General features: G+C 59.3%; 21 protein-coding genes. All 21 read right to left on the bottom strand.

Annotated features, from left to right (window positions below; genetic code table 11):
• Positions 1 to 4 precede the first annotated feature (4 nt).
• A complete protein-coding gene (gene nuoK / locus ACR0I8_RS17685) occupies positions 5 to 310 on the bottom strand; it encodes an NADH-quinone oxidoreductase subunit NuoK (protein WP_005984024.1) in 306 nt (101 codons plus the stop codon).
• A 4-nt stretch (positions 311 to 314) separates the two neighbouring features.
• Entirely contained in the window at positions 315 to 917 is a 603-nt protein-coding gene (locus tag ACR0I8_RS17680; protein WP_170375149.1) for an NADH-quinone oxidoreductase subunit J, read from the bottom strand.
• Complete coding sequence (locus ACR0I8_RS17675; RefSeq protein ID WP_170678546.1) at positions 914 to 1,324, bottom strand: carboxymuconolactone decarboxylase family protein; 411 nt, start codon at positions 1,322 to 1,324, stop codon at positions 914 to 916. Before ACR0I8_RS17675 ends, ACR0I8_RS17680 begins: the two co-directional genes overlap by 4 nt.
• Positions 1,321 to 1,815: an NADH-quinone oxidoreductase subunit NuoI gene (gene nuoI, locus ACR0I8_RS17670; protein WP_039524264.1), complete on the bottom strand. Its 495-nt coding sequence runs from the start codon at positions 1,813 to 1,815 to the stop codon at positions 1,321 to 1,323. Before nuoI ends, ACR0I8_RS17675 begins: the two co-directional genes overlap by 4 nt.
• Before the next feature lies 1 nt (position 1,816).
• On the bottom strand, positions 1,817 to 2,854 hold the full coding sequence (gene nuoH / locus ACR0I8_RS17665) for an NADH-quinone oxidoreductase subunit NuoH (RefSeq protein WP_170691952.1): 1,038 nt from the start codon (positions 2,852 to 2,854) through the stop codon (positions 1,817 to 1,819).
• 45 nt (positions 2,855 to 2,899) lie between these two features.
• Positions 2,900 to 4,915 (bottom strand): NADH-quinone oxidoreductase subunit NuoG, encoded by a 2,016-nt coding sequence (nuoG, locus tag ACR0I8_RS17660; RefSeq protein ID WP_170691950.1) that lies wholly within the window; start codon positions 4,913 to 4,915, stop codon positions 2,900 to 2,902.
• Between the two features lie 2 nt (positions 4,916 to 4,917).
• Positions 4,918 to 5,322, bottom strand: coding sequence for a DUF5333 domain-containing protein (locus ACR0I8_RS17655; protein ID WP_480703446.1), 405 nt, complete (start codon positions 5,320 to 5,322; stop codon positions 4,918 to 4,920).
• Between the two features lie 98 nt (positions 5,323 to 5,420).
• Positions 5,421 to 5,840: a hypothetical protein gene (locus tag ACR0I8_RS17650; protein WP_480703444.1), complete on the bottom strand. Its 420-nt coding sequence runs from the start codon at positions 5,838 to 5,840 to the stop codon at positions 5,421 to 5,423.
• Positions 5,841 to 5,845: 5 nt separating this feature from the next.
• Positions 5,846 to 6,352: a DUF3291 domain-containing protein gene (locus ACR0I8_RS17645; RefSeq protein WP_170691947.1), complete on the bottom strand. Its 507-nt coding sequence runs from the start codon at positions 6,350 to 6,352 to the stop codon at positions 5,846 to 5,848.
• Positions 6,349 to 7,647, bottom strand: coding sequence for an NADH-quinone oxidoreductase subunit NuoF (gene nuoF, locus ACR0I8_RS17640; RefSeq protein WP_170691945.1), 1,299 nt, complete (start codon positions 7,645 to 7,647; stop codon positions 6,349 to 6,351). The genes ACR0I8_RS17645 and nuoF overlap by 4 nt, the downstream gene beginning before the upstream one ends.
• Before the next feature lie 12 nt (positions 7,648 to 7,659).
• Entirely contained in the window at positions 7,660 to 7,881 is a 222-nt protein-coding gene (locus tag ACR0I8_RS17635; protein ID WP_170467891.1) for a DUF5337 domain-containing protein, read from the bottom strand.
• A 26-nt stretch (positions 7,882 to 7,907) separates the two neighbouring features.
• Positions 7,908 to 9,014 (bottom strand): NADH-quinone oxidoreductase subunit NuoE, encoded by a 1,107-nt coding sequence (gene nuoE, locus ACR0I8_RS17630; RefSeq protein ID WP_170691943.1) that lies wholly within the window; start codon positions 9,012 to 9,014, stop codon positions 7,908 to 7,910.
• Complete coding sequence (locus ACR0I8_RS17625; protein WP_170375130.1) at positions 9,014 to 10,237, bottom strand: NADH-quinone oxidoreductase subunit D; 1,224 nt, start codon at positions 10,235 to 10,237, stop codon at positions 9,014 to 9,016. The genes nuoE and ACR0I8_RS17625 overlap by 1 nt, the downstream gene beginning before the upstream one ends.
• Entirely contained in the window at positions 10,237 to 10,359 is a 123-nt protein-coding gene (locus tag ACR0I8_RS17620; protein WP_480703441.1) for a hypothetical protein, read from the bottom strand. Before ACR0I8_RS17620 ends, ACR0I8_RS17625 begins: the two co-directional genes overlap by 1 nt.
• 1 nt (position 10,360) lies before the next feature.
• Complete coding sequence (locus ACR0I8_RS17615; RefSeq protein WP_170461080.1) at positions 10,361 to 10,534, bottom strand: hypothetical protein; 174 nt, start codon at positions 10,532 to 10,534, stop codon at positions 10,361 to 10,363.
• Positions 10,535 to 10,537: 3 nt separating this feature from the next.
• The gene (locus tag ACR0I8_RS17610) at positions 10,538 to 11,140 is read right to left on the bottom strand and encodes an NADH-quinone oxidoreductase subunit C (RefSeq protein WP_170691941.1); all 603 of its coding nucleotides are present in this window, start codon (positions 11,138 to 11,140) and stop codon (positions 10,538 to 10,540) included.
• A gap of 12 nt (positions 11,141 to 11,152) precedes the next feature.
• Positions 11,153 to 11,686, bottom strand: a complete 534-nt coding sequence (locus tag ACR0I8_RS17605; protein WP_037307875.1) for a NuoB/complex I 20 kDa subunit family protein — start codon at positions 11,684 to 11,686, stop codon at positions 11,153 to 11,155.
• Positions 11,677 to 12,042, bottom strand: coding sequence for an NADH-quinone oxidoreductase subunit A (locus ACR0I8_RS17600; protein ID WP_170375125.1), 366 nt, complete (start codon positions 12,040 to 12,042; stop codon positions 11,677 to 11,679). Before ACR0I8_RS17600 ends, ACR0I8_RS17605 begins: the two co-directional genes overlap by 10 nt.
• A gap of 186 nt (positions 12,043 to 12,228) precedes the next feature.
• The gene (locus ACR0I8_RS17595) at positions 12,229 to 13,017 is read right to left on the bottom strand and encodes a crotonase/enoyl-CoA hydratase family protein (protein ID WP_170691940.1); all 789 of its coding nucleotides are present in this window, start codon (positions 13,015 to 13,017) and stop codon (positions 12,229 to 12,231) included.
• Between the two features lies 1 nt (position 13,018).
• Positions 13,019 to 13,870, bottom strand: a complete 852-nt coding sequence (locus ACR0I8_RS17590; protein WP_170691938.1) for a hydroxymethylglutaryl-CoA lyase — start codon at positions 13,868 to 13,870, stop codon at positions 13,019 to 13,021.
• Positions 13,871 to 13,949: 79 nt separating this feature from the next.
• A complete protein-coding gene (locus ACR0I8_RS17585) occupies positions 13,950 to 15,878 on the bottom strand; it encodes an acetyl-CoA carboxylase biotin carboxylase subunit (protein ID WP_170691936.1) in 1,929 nt (642 codons plus the stop codon).
• Positions 15,879 to 15,881 lie beyond the last annotated feature (3 nt).

The following is a 15,881-nucleotide window of genomic DNA, read 5'->3' as shown; positions in this document are numbered from 1 at the left end:
TCTCTCAGCCCTTCATCATATTGACGTCTTCAACCGCGATAGTGCCACGGTTGCGGAAGAAGCAGACCAGAATGGCCAGACCAATCGCCGCCTCTGCCGCCGCAACGGTCAGCACGAACAGCGTGAACACCTGCCCGACCAGATCGCCGAGGAAGCTGGAAAACGCCACAAGGTTGATATTCACCGCCAGCAGCATCAATTCGATGCTCATGAGCAGGATGATGACATTCTTGCGGTTCAGGAAGAGACCAAAGATGCCGATGACGAACAGCGTCGCCGCGACTGTAAGATAGTGTTCAAGTCCGATCATCTTCTCAAAGTCCCTGCCCCGGTTTCACGTCCTTCAACTCCATCGCCTTGGCCGGATCGCGCATCATCTGGCCGACGATGTCCTGACGCTTGATGTCCTGACGGTGGCGCAAAGTCAGCACGATGGCGCCGATCATGGCCACCAGCAGGATCAGACCCGCAAGTTGGAACAGAAGGAAGTATTGATCGTAAAGGATTACACCCAGCGCCTCGGTGTTGTGGCGGTCCGCCGGGACCGGTTGGGCCAGATTGACCTCAATGCCTTGGGCGCTGTCCCAAGCCCCAAAGGCCATGATGAACTGCATCAGAATGACCAGACCTATCAGCAGGGCCAGAGGCATGTACCGCGCCATCTCGGCCTTGAGCTCGGCAAAGTCCACGTCCAGCATCATCACCACGAACAGGAACAGCACCGCGACCGCACCCACGTAGACGATGATCAGCAGCATCGCCACGAACTCGGCCCCCAGCAGTACGAACAGCCCAGCCGAGGACAGGAAAGACAGGATAAGCCACAGCACCGAATGCACCGGCTGACGGCTGATCACCGTGAACAGCCCGCCGGTGATGGTGCTGATGGCAAACAGGTAGAAGGCAAAGACGGTCATTGATCCTCATCCTCGTTTTCGCCCATGACCTCTTGCGCCAGATCCAGCGCGCGTGTCATGGCCGGGATGCCAGCAAAGACCGACATCTGACCGATCGTTTCCACGATCTCTTGTTTCTTTGCGCCCGCCTCAAGCGCATGGCGCACGGTCTGCCGTACGGCCGAATCCGCCTGAGCGCCCTGACAGGTCAGCCCAGCCAACGTCAGCAGTAGACGCGTCTTGGCATCCAGCCCGTCCTTGTTGACGGTGTTGCCGAACATCATCTCCATGACCTCTTTAGGCATGGTCGGCCATAGGTTCTCGAACCCTTTGGGCGAGAAATTCTCCATCGCCGGATTCATCGCCTTGGCCATGTCCTGCGCCTGCTTCATCATCAGCTCAAATGGGTTTGTCGGCGTGTCACTCATCTGTACGGCGCGTCCATTTCCAGATTGCGGGCGATTTCGGCTTCCCAGCGTTCACCGTTGTCGAGCAGCTTTTCCTTGTCGTAGAACAGCTCTTCGCGGGTTTCCGTAGCGAATTCGAAGTTCGGGCCTTCGACGATGGCATCGACCGGGCAGGCTTCTTGGCAGAAACCGCAATAGATGCACTTGGTCATGTCGATGTCGTAGCGCGTGGTGCGACGGCTGCCGTCTTCGCGCGGTTCGGCGTCGATGGTGATGGCTTGCGCCGGGCAAATCGCCTCGCAGAGCTTACAGGCGATGCAGCGTTCCTCGCCGTTAGGATATCGGCGCAAGGCGTGCTCGCCGCGGAACCGAGGCGACAGAGGGCCCTTTTCATGCGGATAATTCACGGTGGCCTTGGGCGCGAAGAAGTATTTTAGCCCAAGCTTCATGCCGACCCAGAAGTCCTGCAGTAGGAAGTACTTGGCAGCGCGGGTGTAGTCGATTTGAGTCATATCAGCCTCCTACGCTCCAACGCGCAAACGCGCCCCAGAACCAGTCGAATTTTGCAGCGAAGGCTACGAACACCACCCAAGCCAGCGAGAACGGAAGGAACACTTTCCAGCCCAGACGCATCAACTGGTCATAGCGGTAGCGGGGTGTGATTGCCTTGACCATCGCGAAGAGGAAGAAGAAAAACGCCATCTTCGCGACCATCCATAGCACTCCATCCGGCAGGCCCGGGATCGGCGACAGCCAGCCGCCGAAGAACAGCAGCGTGGTCAGCGCGCACATCAGGAAGATGGCGATGTACTCGCCCGCCATGAACAGCAGGAAGGGCGTGGCCGAGTATTCGACCTGATAGCCTGCGACCAGTTCCGATTCCGCCTCGGGCAGGTCAAACGGGGGTCGGTTGGTTTCCGCCAGAGCCGAGATGAAGAACAGGAATACCATCGGGAAGTGCGGCAGCCAGTACCAACTGAAGAAGCCAAACGAGCCATCCTGCGCCTCGACGATATTGCCGAAATTCATCGACCCAGTCGAGATGATCACGCCGATGATGATCAGGCCGATCGACACTTCATAAGAGATCATCTGCGCCGCAGAGCGCAACGAGCCGAGGAAAGGGTACTTTGAGTTCGACGCCCAACCGCCCATAATCACGCCATAAACCTCCAAAGAGGATACGGCGAAGACATAGAGGATCGCCACGTTCAGATCTGACAGCACCCAGCCGTCGTTGAATGGGATCACGGCCCAAGCGATCATTGCCAGTACGAAAGAAGTCAGCGGCGCCAAGATGAACACGGTACGGTCCGCGCCTGCCGGGATGACGACCTCTTTGACCACATATTTCAGCGCGTCGGCCACTGTTTGCAATAGACCGTAAGCACCCACCACATTGGGGCCCCGGCGCATCTGAACAGCCGCCCAGATCTTGCGGTCACCATAGACAAGGAACAATAGCGAGATCATCACAAAGGCCACAACGGCGAGCACCTGCGCCAGGACGATCAGGGCGATGCCGCCCGGTGTGTTAAAGAAATCAGCCATTGGTCCTCACACCGTGGGTCGTCGGGGATATCTCTGCGGGACGGATCATTCTGCGGCCATCCTGTCTGTGTTTTTCGCCTGCGCCGACAGCTCGGCCATCAGTTGCGAGGCGCGCGCGATCGGGTTGGTCAGGTAGAAATCCTTGACCGCATTGCGGAAACTCGCCTTGCCCAGTGTACCAGCCTCAAGCGGTTGCACCTCGTTCGCGATCACTTCGTCGATATGCGCCAGATGCGGTACCGCCTCGATCAACGCGGATCGCAATTGCGCCAAAGAGTCGAAGGGCAGAGTTGCCCCTAACTCGGCCGAGAGTGCACGCAGGATCGCCCAGTTTTCCTTGGCCTCACCCGGTGCGAAACCCGCACGCATGGCCAACTGAGGGCGGCCTTCAGTGTTCACGAACAACCCGTTTTCCTCGGTATAGGCGGCGGCGGGCAGGATCACATCAGCGCGGTGCGCGCCACGGTCCCCGTGGCTGCCTTGATAAATGACGAATGCGCCGTCTCCGATTTCGACCTCATCCGCGCCAAGGTTGTAGATCACATCAGCCGAGCTGATCGCGTCCATACCGCCCGCGTTGGTGGCATCCACATCCATCGCACCCACGCGCGCGGCAGCAGTATGCAGGATGATCAGCCCACTTTCGGTATTGCTTGCAATGGCTTGCGCGGCCGTCAGAACAGCGGTGCCATCGGCCTCTTGCAGCGCGCCTTGCCCTACAATGACCAAAGAACGTTTTGCTTTGATCTCATCATCGCCGCCCATGTCGACGACCTTTTGCAACGCGGCGCGGTCATCGCCCATGTGGTGGTATTCATAGGTCAGATCGGCCGCCGGACCGACCAGAGCAACCTCGGCCCCATGCGCCCAAGCCTTGCGGATACGCGCGTTCAGAACCGGAGCCTCATCGCGCGGATTGGTGCCGATCAGCAGAATACGCTCGGCCATGTCGATATCTTCGATCGCAGCGGTCCCGGCATAAGCCCCACGGTTACCCGCAGGCAGCTTGGCCCCGTCCGTACGGCATTCGACAACGCCGCCCTGCCCTTCGATCATCTGCTTCAGCGCAAAGATCGCCTCAACCGGGGCCAAATCACCGACGAGACCTGCCGGTTTTTCGGCCCCTTTCAACGCTTCAGCAGCTTTGGTCAGCGCCTCAGGCCACGAGGCCGGACGCAGCTTGCCGTTTTCGCGCACGTAAGGACGGTCCAGGCGCTGACGGCGCAACCCGTCCCAGACGAACCGGGTCTTGTCGCTGATCCATTCCTCATTCACGCCGTCATGGTTGCGCGGGAGGAACCGCATTACTTCACGCCCTTTGGTATCCACGCGGATGTTCGAGCCCAAAGCATCCATCACGTCGATGCTCTCGGTCTTGGTCAGCTCCCACGGGCGCGCGGTGAAGGCATAGGGTTTCGAGGTCAGCGCCCCCACGGGGCACAGATCAATGATGTTACCCTGCAGGTTCGAGCGCAGCGTCTGGTTCAGGTATGAGGTGATCTCAGCATCCTCGCCCCGCCCCGTCTGACCCATCTGAGTGATGCCGGCGACCTCGGTCGTGAAGCGCACGCAGCGCGTACAGCTGATGCAACGGGTCATCGCGGTGCCGACCAGTGGCCCCAGATCCAGATCGTCAACGGCGCGCTTGGCTTCCTTGAAGCGCGAACCCGACACACCATAGGCCATCGCCTGATCCTGCAGGTCGCACTCCCCCCCCTGATCGCAGATCGGGCAATCCAGTGGGTGGTTGATCAGCAAAAACTCCATCACCCCTTCGCGGGCCTTCTTGACCATGGGTGAGTTCGTCTTGACCTGAGGCGGCTGCCCTTCAGGCCCCGGACGCAGGTCGCGTACCTGCATCGCGCAAGAGGCCGCAGGTTTCGGAGGGCCGCCCACGACCTCAACCAGACACATCCGGCAGTTCCCCGCAATCGACAGACGTTCGTGATAGCAGAAGCGCGGCACCTCGACCCCAGCCTCTTCACAGGCTTGGATCAGGGTCATAGCACCATCGACTTCGATTTCCTGCCCGTCGATATTGATCTTGCGGAGGTCAGACATCGTCAGTTCGCCCTCAAATAAACGCCGATGGCGCTGTTTCTGTCGATTTCCTTCCGCCCCAACGTGCAGAAAGAATTCGGGTTTTCGTAGGTCACGCCGTTGGAGGCCAGATAAGCCTCGCCCTTGGCGCGCATCCGGTCTTTTTCAGCGTCAGATTCGACATAGGCCCGGATCTCTTGGTCCGAGTAGCCGAGGCTGTTCGCCTCGGATCGCAGCCCCCACATCACGTTGATTGCTTTCAGCTTCCGCCCGCTGATCGAGGGGCAATAGTCCGAAATCTCTTTCGCGACAGCAATGTAATACAGCTCATTGTCGATCTGTTTCACCTCACGCAGAGGCGGCTTGGCCTCAGCGATCGCTGGGATCATCAGCGCAAGACCGATTGCAAGTGTTTTCGTATAAGACATGACAGGTCCTTTCATCTTGGATCGACCAAGATGGGTGTCGCCCTGTCTGCTATGCAATAACAGACCGCTGGCCCTGCCGTGATATGCGGAAAACAGCCTCATGGTCTTTGGCAGGTTCCCGCAAAAGTCAGTTTGTCGTCGCTGATGCGCAGGTTCTGCGGTTCGGTATCCGGGCCAACCTTCCACACGATACGCGACGAGCCGAAGTTCTGGATGCAGAATTTGGTACCTTCGAACCGGCCTGCCTCACGTGCGCCGTCAAGCGAGGCTGACACGTTGTTCACGACTACAGTGAACTCGGTCGGGGTGTTGCGCTTGTCGACCGACTTGGCCTTGGCGCGGAAAAACTGGCCGTCAAACAGCACACGGTCCTTGGACGAGGAGACGGTGCAGGCCGAGACCAGCGCAAGCCCTGCAAGGCCAGCCAAGGTTGAGAGTTTCATTGTCTTCACTTTGTTTATTCCTGTCAGATGGCTGGCATCTGGGCGGCTGCGCGCGCGATCAGAATGGTGTGTCATCCCGCTCACTCCGCTGCGACCTGAGCGCAACGATTGTCGCGCCACTTGCTTGCTTGTTTCAAATCCGCCCATCCAAAGGCGTGTTCACTTGGACCTTCATGGCGCAGACGCTCTAGCCGCGCCATGGCTTCATCCAGATCCGGCTGGTGCCCTGCGGGCACCCACCACATGACGAAATGCTGATCCCCCAGCAGTTCAAACCAGTCCTGACGACGGTCGTAAAACTGTTTGTGTATGGTGCCCCAGACAAATGTCTCAAGGCTCGCGACATCTTCCCAGACGGTCAGGTTGGCGACAAATTGAGGATCGTCCCCAATCGCGTTTTCCGTGTTCCCGGTTCCCGGCTCGCCCGAGCCTTCCATCATCCAAACAAAGCCCGGCATCCGCTTGCCCAAGCCATTGACCTTGTCGAGATTGGCCATGAACTCAGCCACCCGAGGGTCATCCGTCGGGGCCAGCAGGCGGCCAATATTCAGTTCGGCCAGATGATATCCGTCGGGCTGCCTGATCATTCCGCTGCCATCGCCCCCATGCGGCCTGATTTCTGAGCCTTGATGCGGTCCTCGATCTCTTCGCGGAAGTTGCGGATCAGGCCCTGGATCGGCCAGGCCGCGGCATCGCCCAAGGCGCAGATCGTGTGGCCTTCGACCTGTTTTGTGACGTCAAACAGCATGTCGATCTCTTCCAGCTCAGCCTCACCGCGCACAAGGCGGTCCATCACGCGCATCATCCAGCCGGTGCCTTCGCGGCAGGGTGTGCACTGCCCGCAGCTTTCATGCTTGTAGAACTTCGACAGACGCCAGATCGCTTTTATGATGTCGGTGGACTTATCCATCACGATCACCGCCGCCGTGCCAAGACCCGAGCCCAGTTCACCGCGCAGATAGTCGAAATCCATGATCGCATCGCGCATGCTTTCACCGCGCACGCACGGAACGGACGATCCACCTGGAATGACCGCGAGCAGGTTGCCCCAGCCGCCGCGAATTCCGCCGCAATGGGTTTCGATCAGTTGCTCGAACGGGATCGACATCGCCTCTTCGACGACGCAGGGGTTGTTCACATGGCCCGAGATCGCAAACAGCTTGGTGCCGGCGTTGTTCTGACGACCAAAGCCCGCGAACCAATCCGCGCCTCGGCGCAGGATGGTCGGTACAACAGCGATGGACTCCACGTTGTTCACCGTGGTTGGGCAGCCATAGAGGCCTGCGCCAGCCGGGAATGGCGGCTTCATGCGCGGCATACCCTTTTTACCCTCAAGGCTTTCGATCAGCGCAGTTTCTTCGCCACAGATATAGGCACCCGCGCCGTGATGCAGGAAGATGTCGAAATCCCATCCCGAGCCGGCCGCGTTCTTGCCCAACAGCCCGGCGTCATAGGCCTCATCAATTGCGGCCTGTAGCGCCTCGCGTTCGCGGATGTATTCGCCGCGCAGGTAGATATAGCAGGTGTGCGCATTCATCGCGAAAGAGGCAATCAGGCAGCCTTCGATCAGCGTATGCGGATCGTGGCGCATTATCTCACGGTCTTTGCAGGTACCCGGCTCGGATTCATCCGCATTCACAACCAGATAAGACGGGCGGCCATCGCTTTCCTTGGGCATGAACGACCATTTCAGACCGGTTGGGAAGCCTGCGCCACCGCGCCCACGCAGGCCCGAGTCTTTCATCGTCTGGATGATCCAATCCCGGCCCTTTTCGATCAGGCCAGCGGTGCCATCCCAATGCCCTCGGGCCTGCGCGCCGCGCAGAGTACGCTCGTGCATCCCGTAGATGTTGGTAAAGATCCGGTCCTGATCCTTCAGCATCGCGTGTTACCCTCAGCTGTCCTGACGCATGCGCCAGAGTTGAAAAATGTTGACGCCTGCATAGATGAAGCCGGCCAAAGCAGCGAAATCAAATAGCAGCGCATAGCGCCCCGGCATTCCAATTGCAGGGCCAATGAACAAAGTCATGCCAAGCCAAACCACCATCGTCACGGCGATGACGATGCCTATATGTCGGCCCTTGCGGGCTATGGCTTGTTCTTTGTCCTTGTCCATCTCGTCCTTGAGCCCTTGCAGGGCGTTTAGTCTTCGTAAGTGCCGTCTTCCTTGGCACGTTTGGCGAATTCGGTCTCATCCCCAACGGCCAGCTTGGCCGCCTGTTCAATCCAGCCATCGCGTTCAATCCGGCCTTTGAACTTCAGGCGCGCATCCACCCAGGCCACATGTTCAGGCGTCCAGGCTGCGATCTGATCATAGTGGAAAAAGCCCAGATCGTTCAGTTTCTCTTCCAGCTTGGGCCCTACGCCTTTCAGCATCTTGAGGTCGTCCGGCAGGCCCCCACGCGCCTCGGTCAGCGTTCGGGGTTTATCTTCCTCGACCTCTTTCGCTTTGGCCTCAGCGGCCTGTTTGACGGCAGGTTTCGGTGGCTCGGGCGCTTTGGGCGGATTCGCCGCCGCTGAGGCGCCGGCCTGTTTGCCGTCTTTCCCCAGCCAAGGCGTGAGAATTGGAACCTCGGTCCCGTCGATCCGCTTGACCGTATCGCCAAGCTCTGCCGCCAAGGCCACGCTGGCATTGTGTTCCGGCTTTCCATCCGCATGTTCGGTCAGGCTGCTGAGACCTTTCAAAGGCTCAGCCGCATAACGCCCGTTCTGAGGGCCGGGCGTGGGCACCTTCCCCGCAGCCAGATCGTCAATGATCTTGCCAAAACTCTCGGCAGTCAGGTCTTCGTAGTAATCCTTGCCGATCTGCGCCATCGGAGCATTCGTACAGGACCCAAGGCATTCCACCTCTTCCCAGCTCAGCTTACCATCGGCGGATAACTCATGCGGCTTGGCGGCGATCTTGTCCTTGCAGACCGCAATAAGATCCTCGGCCCCGCAAATCATGCAGGAGGTCGTGCCACACACCTGTATATGCGCCACCGAGCCGACTGGCTGCAGTTGGAACATGAAGTAGAACGAAGCGACCTCGAGCACGCGAATATAGGCCATGCCCAGCATGTCGGCGACGGATTCAATTGCCGGGCGGGACAGCCAGCCCTCTTGCTCTTGCGCGCGCCACAGCAGAGGGATCACGGCGCTGGCTTGGCGACCCTCAGGGTATTTTGTGATCTGCGCTTCGGCCCATTGCTGGTTGGCAGCGGTGAACGCAAAGCTATCAGGTTGTTCGGGGTGAAGACGGCGGAGCATTAGCGGTCAATCTCTCCAAATACGACGTCCATGGTGCCGATAATGGCTGCGACGTCAGCCAGTTGGTGGCCTTTGGCGACGTGATCCATGGCTTGCAGATGCAGGAAACCTGGTGCGCGGAGTTTGGCGCGATAGGGTTTGTTGGTGCCGTCGGCGACCAGATAGACACCGAACTCGCCCTTGGGGGCCTCGACGGCGGCATAAACCTCGCCTGCGGGGACGTGGAAGCCTTCGGTGTAAAGCTTAAAGTGATGGATCAGGCTTTCCATCGAGGTCTTCATGTCCGAGCGTTTCGGCGGGGTGATCTTGCCGCGAGCCAGAACGTCGCCTGGGCATTCGCGAATCTTAGCGATGGCCTGTCGGATGATCAGCAGTGACTGGCGCATCTCTTCCATGCGGCAGAGATAGCGGTCATAGCAGTCGCCATTCTTGCCGACGGGGATCTGGAACTCGAACTCGTCGTAGCATTCGTAGGGCTGCGCACGGCGCAAATCCCACGCGAGGCCTGAGCCACGGACCATCACGCCCGAGAAACCGTATTTCTGAATGTCATCCTCGGTCACGACGCCAATATCGGCGTTGCGTTGCTTGAAGATGCGGTTTTCGGTCAACAACCCGTCAATGTCGTCGAGAACGGCGGGGAATTCGTGGCTCCACGCCTCAATATCATCCAGCAGTTCGGGCGGCAGGTCCTGATGAACGCCCCCGGGGCGGAAATAGGCAGCGTGCAGGCGGGCACCACAGGCGCGCTCATAGAACACCATCAGCTTTTCGCGTTCTTCAAAACCCCACAGCGGTGGGGTCAGAGCGCCTACATCCATCGCCTGTGTGGTCACATTCAGCAGATGGTTCAGAATACGCCCAATCTCAGAATACAGAACCCGGATCAACGAGCCACGGCGCGGTACTTCAACCCCGGTCAATTTCTCAATCGCCAGACACCAGGCATGTTCCTGGTTCATCGGCGCCACGTAATCCAGACGGTCGAAATACGGCAGGTTCTGCAGATACGTCCGGCTTTCCATCAGCTTTTCGGTGCCACGGTGCAGCAAGCCGATATGCGGATCGCAGCGCTCTACGATCTCTCCGTCCAGCTCAAGCACCAAACGCAAAACTCCATGCGCAGCAGGGTGTTGTGGGCCGAAGTTAATGTTGAAATTGCGGATTTTCTGCTCGCCGCTCAGCGCGTCCGTGCTGCCGTCATCATATCTTGAGCCGTCCATCACCGCCCCCGCTTTTTCTTCGCGTCCGCGCGCACCCGGACCTTCTCGGCCTCATCCGCCTTGGCTGCGGCGCCGGCAAGCAGCACCCCAAGGGCGCCCAAAATGATCAGTTCCCCCAGCATCTCAGCGACGTTCCATCTCTTGCAGCTTCATGGCCATGATCCACAAAAGGATCAGCGTTCCAATCGGGATGACACAGGCAAACGCCCAGAACTTCTCGATCCCGAAATGCGGCAGCAGTTTCAGCATCGGGATGATCGTGGCGATCGTGAATGCGATCCAGATCAGGAACTCCATGGCTTACGACTCCTGTTTTTCATCCCCCGGAAGAATGTAGTTGGCACCTTCCCATGGGGACATAAAATCAAACTGACGGTATTCCTGCACGAGGCTGACGGGTTCATAAACCACCCGTTTCTGCGCCTCGTCATAGCGAACCTCGGTGTAGCCGGTGGTCGGGAAATCCTTGCGCAGCGGATAGCCGCGGAACCCGTAATCGGTCAGGATACGCCGCAGGTCCGGATGGCCCGAGAACAGGATGCCGAACATGTCGAAAACCTCACGCTCGAACCAATTGGCCGAGGGGTGTATGTCGACAATCGAGGGCACCATGTCTTCCTCGCGGATCGACACCCGCAGGCGGATGCGCTGGTTCTGGTACATCGACAGGAAGTGATAGACCACGTCGAACCGCTTGGCCCGTTCCGGGTAGTCCACGCCCGTTATATCGACCAGCGTTGAGAACTGGCAGGAGTGGTCGCTTTTAAGGAATTCGATGAATTCGACAAGGTTTGACGGCGCCACATCCACATTCAGCTCACCATGGGTGACATCCCAGGACAACACACAGTCGGACCGTTTCAGCTCAAGATGCGTACCGAGTTCTTTGAGTGCTTCGCTCATCCGCCCTCTCCCTTAGCGCACGATCGTGCCAGTACGGCGGATTTTGCGTTGCAGCTGCATCAGACCGTACAGCAGCGCCTCGGCGGTCGGAGGGCAACCGGGGACGTAGATATCCACCGGAACGATACGGTCACAGCCGCGCACGACGGAATAGGAGTAGTGGTAGTAGCCGCCGCCATTTGCGCAGGACCCCATCGAGATCACATAGCGCGGCTCGGGCATCTGGTCGTAGACCTTGCGCAGAGCCGGAGCCATCTTGTTGGTCAGCGTACCGGCCACGATCATCACGTCGGACTGGCGCGGCGAGGCACGCGGCGCGATGCCAAACCGTTCCGCGTCATAGCGCGGCATTGAGGTGTGCATCATCTCGACCGCGCAACAGGCCAGACCAAAGGTCATCCAATGCAAAGACCCGGTCCGCGCCCAATTTATGATGTCTTCGGTCGAGGTCAGCAGGAAGCCTTTGTCCTGCAGCTCGGCATTGAGGGCTTGGGTGGCGACTTCTTTGTCGACGCCGGCGGTATTTGCACCCGTCATCACTCCCATTCCAAGGCCCCCTTCTTCCATTCATAGGCAAAGCCGATGGTCAAAACGCCCAGGAACACCATCATCGACCAGAACCCTACATCGCTGATGTCTTTAAAGCCCACGGCCCAAGGGAACAGGAACGCAATCTCTAGGTCGAAAATGATGAACAGGATCGAAACCAGATAGAAGCGCACATCGAACTTCATCCGAGCGTCATCAAACGCGTTGAAGCCGCATTCATAGGCGCTGACTTTTTCGGGATCGGGGTTGCGAACTGCCAGAACGACAGCTGCCAGAATCAGGACAATTCCCAGGCCGATGGCTACGGCCAGAAACACCAGAATAGGGAGATACTCCCGCAGCAGGTCTTCCACGTCTAGCTCCTTTCCTGCGCATCCCCTTTCGGGGGGCGCCGTCAATTGGCGTGTTGACTCGACTTTCTCTAGCCCCACGCGGTCAGAGGGTCAACCGAACACAAGCGCGCACCACGTCATTCATCCCCTTGACAGACCTTCGGGAATCACCCCGTTTTCGCCTCAGCGGACAATAGACGCCCCAAGTTAAACTTTGTTGTTCCACTTGGGGTTACGTTTTTCAAAGAAAGCTTCGATGCCTTCACGTGCTTCAGGCGTCTCCCATCGGGCGACCAACGCTTGGATGGTATGGTCAATCACACTGTCGTCAAGACGCGGACCGAGGTTTTGAACCAAGGCCTTAGCCGACGCCACAGCCCCCGGCGCACAGGACAGATAGGGGGTGATTTCATCCTCGACAGCGCGCATGAGTTGATCGGCTGGCACCGCTTTTGCCAACAGTCCAAGCTCCACCGCCTCTGCCGCGTCAAACAAACGCGCCGACATGAAAACACGCCGCGCGCGGGCCTCACCCATCCGCGCGATCACGTAAGGCCCAATCGTCGCCGGGATCAGGCCCAGCCGGGTCTCGGTCAGGCCCATTTTCAGGGTGTCAACGCCAACCGCCATATCGCAGACCGAGGCCAGCCCGACTCCACCGCCAAACGCGTTGCCTTGCAATGCGCCGATCAAAGGTTTGGGCATCTCGTTCAGCACCATCAGCATTTCCGCCAGCTTACGCGCCTCAGTGAATCGGGTCTCGGCATCCGCCGCCATCTGATCGCGCATCCACCCCAGATCGCCCCCGGCGCAGAAGCTCTTGCCAGACCCGGTCAACACAACAACGCGCACCGCCTCGTCGCGCCCGAGCTGCGCCGCGGCGTGAGTCAATTCGCTGATCATCAACGCCGACATGGCGTTGTGCTTTTCGGCGCGCGACAGAGTTAGCGTCGCGACACCCCGGTCATCAGTGACGACCGCAATCGTTTCAAACATGTCAGCCTCTCATTGCCTGCGCTATCTGCGCAGCTTCGTCCAAAACTGCTGCGTCCAGACCGGTCTCATATCCAAGCCGCTCCAGATGGGGGGCGACGGCCTCAGTCGCGACATTGCCAGCCGCGCCGGGTGCATAAGGACATCCACCCAAGCCACCGACGGCAGCGTCAAACACCCGCACGCCCAGCGCCAGCGAGGCATCAATATTGTCCATCGCTCGCCCGTTGGTGTTGTGGAAATGGCCCGCAAGCCGTGTAACGGGCACCCTGTCGCGCACCGCCAGCAGCATATGCGCGATCTTGTCCGGAGTTCCCTGCCCGATCGTGTCGCCAAGCGAAATCTCATAACACCCATGCGCGAACAGAGCGTCCGCGACCTCAGCCACTTTTTCGGGTGGGGTCGGACCATCATATGGGCAATCGGTCACGCATGAGACATAGCCCCGAACCGGCAGGTCGATATGGCGCGCGGCCTCAAGGATCGGCACGAACCGTTCAATGGATTCCGCGATGGTCGCGTTGATGTTGGCTTTCGAGAACCCCTCGGAGGCTGATGCAAATACCGCGATCTCATCCGCTTTGGCCGCAAGCGCGTCTTCATAGCCGCGCATGTTCGGCGTCAACGCCGCATAACGCACGCCCTCAGCCCGTTTGATTCCAGCCAGAACCGCGCCGCTTCCCGCCATCTGGGGAACCCATTTAGGGGACACGAAACTGGCAACCTCAATTCGGTTGAACCCGGCGCGGCTAAGGCAATCGACCAGCGCAACCTTCTCGGCTACCGGAATCTCGCGCTGTTCGTTCTGAAGCCCGTCCCTTGGCCCGACCTCGAATATCTCGACCCGTTCTTTCATCAGCGCATCCCTCCCCGGCTTCTTTTTGTTTTACATTCGGATGGCCCGACTGTGCCACGCAATGTACGGCCCGAACAGATCAATCCTCGGCCAAGCGAACAAGGGCCGCCCCGGCCTCAACCTGCGCACCTGCGTCTGCCAACACCTCGGCCACCACACCATCGCGGGCAGCTAGCAGTGAATGCTCCATCTTCATGGCTTCCAGAATCGCCAACCGGTCGCCCTCTTTCACGGCCTGCCCTGCCGAGGCGAAGACGGCCTTGACCAGACCCGGCATCGGCGCCTCGATCACATTGGTATCTCCTGCAGCGCTGGGATCGCGATCCAAGGGGTCGACGATTTCAAACGCCTGCCCATAGTCATCAAACACCGTGATCTGAGGCCCAGCGACGGCGACATTGGGCATGCGCTGTCCATCAATGACCCAACCACCCTTGCGCTGCGCGATCACCTGCGCGCCATTCACCGTCCAGAGCTGCCGGTGCGGGCTTTCGACCTGAACATCCAGATCAAAGACCTCACCGTCGCGCATCAGCTGCACGGCCCGGTACAACGGCCCCCACAGGGTGAAGCCAGTCTCTGAGGTCGTCTCTGTCAGCCCCAGCGCTGTCATCGCCGCGGCCACCACGGACGCATTGACCGCGTCCGCAGTCTGGACCAAATCCTCAAGGTCACGCCCGATCAGACCCGTATCCACGTCGCCCGAGGCAAAACCCCCATGGCGTGTCAGAGCGCCAAGGAAGGCCAGATTGGTCACCGTCCCGGCAACTTCGGTCTGGCGCAGAGCACGATGCAGGCTCTCAAGTGCGACCGCGCGGGTCGGACCATGCACGACGACCTTGGCGATCATCGGATCATACCAGGGGCTGATCGTATCCCCCGCCCGCACGCCACTATCCGCGCGGCACACAGACGGAAACTGCAGATGGGTCAGAGTTCCCGTCGCGGGCAAAAAGCCCTTGGGCACATCCTCGGCGTACAGCCGTGCCTCAAACGCGTGACCATTGATCGACAGTTCATTCTGCTGCCTCGGCAAGCTTTCACCCGCTGCAACGCGCAACTGCCATTCGACCAGATCAACGCCCGTAATCGCCTCAGTCACCGGATGTTCAACTTGCAGGCGGGTGTTCATCTCCATGAACCAGAAGCGGTCCGGTCGCAGCCCTTCGGACGCGTCGACAATGAACTCAACTGTCCCGGCCCCTTTGTAGCCGATCGCCTCTGCCGCGCGGACACCAGCCTGCCCCATCGCCTCGCGCATCTCGATTGTCATACCAGGCGCCGGAGCCTCCTCGATTACCTTCTGGTGCCGACGCTGAAGCGAGCAGTCCCGCTCAAACAGATGCACTGCATGGGTACCATCGCCAAAGACCTGAACTTCGATATGCCGAGGCTTGGATACGAATTTCTCGACCAGAACCGCATCATTGCCAAAGGCCGTCTTAGCCTCTCCGCGCGCACTGTCCAAAGCGTCTGAGAACGCTTCGGGAGTCTCAACCAACCGCATTCCTTTGCCGCCGCCGCCCGCAACCGCCTTGATCAGAACGGGGTAGCCGATGGCCGCTGCTGCCTCGGCCAGATGAGCGGGGTCCTGATTGTCACCGTGATATCCGGGCACAACGGGAACGCCTGCGTCCTCCATCAAAGCCTTGGCCGCATCCTTGAGACCCATCTTACGGATCGCATCCGCCGATGGTCCGATAAAGGTCAGCCCAGCGGCGTCAACTGCATCCACAAAATCGGGGTTCTCGGACAGAAACCCATAGCCGGGATGGATCGCCTGCGCCCCGGTCTCGAGCGCCGCCTGGATGATCACATCCCCCTTCAGATAGCTCTCGGCCGGTGCCGCCCCGCCAATATGCACCGCCTCATCCGCCATCTGCGCATGCTTGGCCGAGGCATCCGCATCCGAATAGACAGCCACACAGGACACACCCATTTTCTGAGCGGTTTCGATGACCCGACACGCAATCTCGCCCCGGTTTGCGATTAGGATTTTACTGAACATGAC

It is taken from the genome of Ruegeria sp. BG9 (genome assembly GCF_056538305.1).
Note: the sequence above shows the minus strand (reverse complement) of the source record. Positions and strands in the feature narration are given on the sequence as shown.

Excerpts from the sequence above, each read along its gene's own strand:
- nuoK (WP_005984024.1), bottom strand. The coding sequence starts at position 310 with ATGATCGGACTTGAACACTATCTTACAGTCGCGGCGACGCTGTTCGTC.
- ACR0I8_RS17680 (WP_170375149.1), bottom strand. The coding sequence starts at position 917 with ATGACCGTCTTTGCCTTCTACCTGTTTGCCATCAGCACCATCACCGGC.
- ACR0I8_RS17675 (WP_170678546.1), bottom strand. The coding sequence starts at position 1,324 with ATGAGTGACACGCCGACAAACCCATTTGAGCTGATGATGAAGCAGGCG.
- nuoI (WP_039524264.1), bottom strand. The coding sequence starts at position 1,815 with ATGACTCAAATCGACTACACCCGCGCTGCCAAGTACTTCCTACTGCAG.
- nuoH (WP_170691952.1), bottom strand. The coding sequence starts at position 2,854 with ATGGCTGATTTCTTTAACACACCGGGCGGCATCGCCCTGATCGTCCTG.
- nuoG (WP_170691950.1), bottom strand. The coding sequence starts at position 4,915 with ATGTCTGACCTCCGCAAGATCAATATCGACGGGCAGGAAATCGAAGTC.
- ACR0I8_RS17655 (WP_480703446.1), bottom strand. The coding sequence starts at position 5,322 with ATGTCTTATACGAAAACACTTGCAATCGGTCTTGCGCTGATGATCCCA.
- ACR0I8_RS17650 (WP_480703444.1), bottom strand. The coding sequence starts at position 5,840 with ATGACACACCATTCTGATCGCGCGCGCAGCCGCCCAGATGCCAGCCAT.
- ACR0I8_RS17645 (WP_170691947.1), bottom strand. The coding sequence starts at position 6,352 with ATGATCAGGCAGCCCGACGGATATCATCTGGCCGAACTGAATATTGGC.
- nuoF (WP_170691945.1), bottom strand. The coding sequence starts at position 7,647 with ATGCTGAAGGATCAGGACCGGATCTTTACCAACATCTACGGGATGCAC.
- ACR0I8_RS17635 (WP_170467891.1), bottom strand. The coding sequence starts at position 7,881 with ATGGACAAGGACAAAGAACAAGCCATAGCCCGCAAGGGCCGACATATA.
- nuoE (WP_170691943.1), bottom strand. The coding sequence starts at position 9,014 with ATGCTCCGCCGTCTTCACCCCGAACAACCTGATAGCTTTGCGTTCACC.
- ACR0I8_RS17625 (WP_170375130.1), bottom strand. The coding sequence starts at position 10,237 with ATGGACGGCTCAAGATATGATGACGGCAGCACGGACGCGCTGAGCGGC.
- ACR0I8_RS17620 (WP_480703441.1), bottom strand. The coding sequence starts at position 10,359 with ATGCTGGGGGAACTGATCATTTTGGGCGCCCTTGGGGTGCTGCTTGCC.
- ACR0I8_RS17615 (WP_170461080.1), bottom strand. The coding sequence starts at position 10,534 with ATGGAGTTCCTGATCTGGATCGCATTCACGATCGCCACGATCATCCCG.
- ACR0I8_RS17610 (WP_170691941.1), bottom strand. The coding sequence starts at position 11,140 with ATGAGCGAAGCACTCAAAGAACTCGGTACGCATCTTGAGCTGAAACGG.
- ACR0I8_RS17605 (WP_037307875.1), bottom strand. The coding sequence starts at position 11,686 with ATGGGAGTGATGACGGGTGCAAATACCGCCGGCGTCGACAAAGAAGTC.
- ACR0I8_RS17595 (WP_170691940.1), bottom strand. The coding sequence starts at position 13,017 with ATGTTTGAAACGATTGCGGTCGTCACTGATGACCGGGGTGTCGCGACG.
- ACR0I8_RS17590 (WP_170691938.1), bottom strand. The coding sequence starts at position 13,870 with ATGAAAGAACGGGTCGAGATATTCGAGGTCGGGCCAAGGGACGGGCTT.
- ACR0I8_RS17585 (WP_170691936.1), bottom strand. The coding sequence starts at position 15,878 with ATGTTCAGTAAAATCCTAATCGCAAACCGGGGCGAGATTGCGTGTCGG.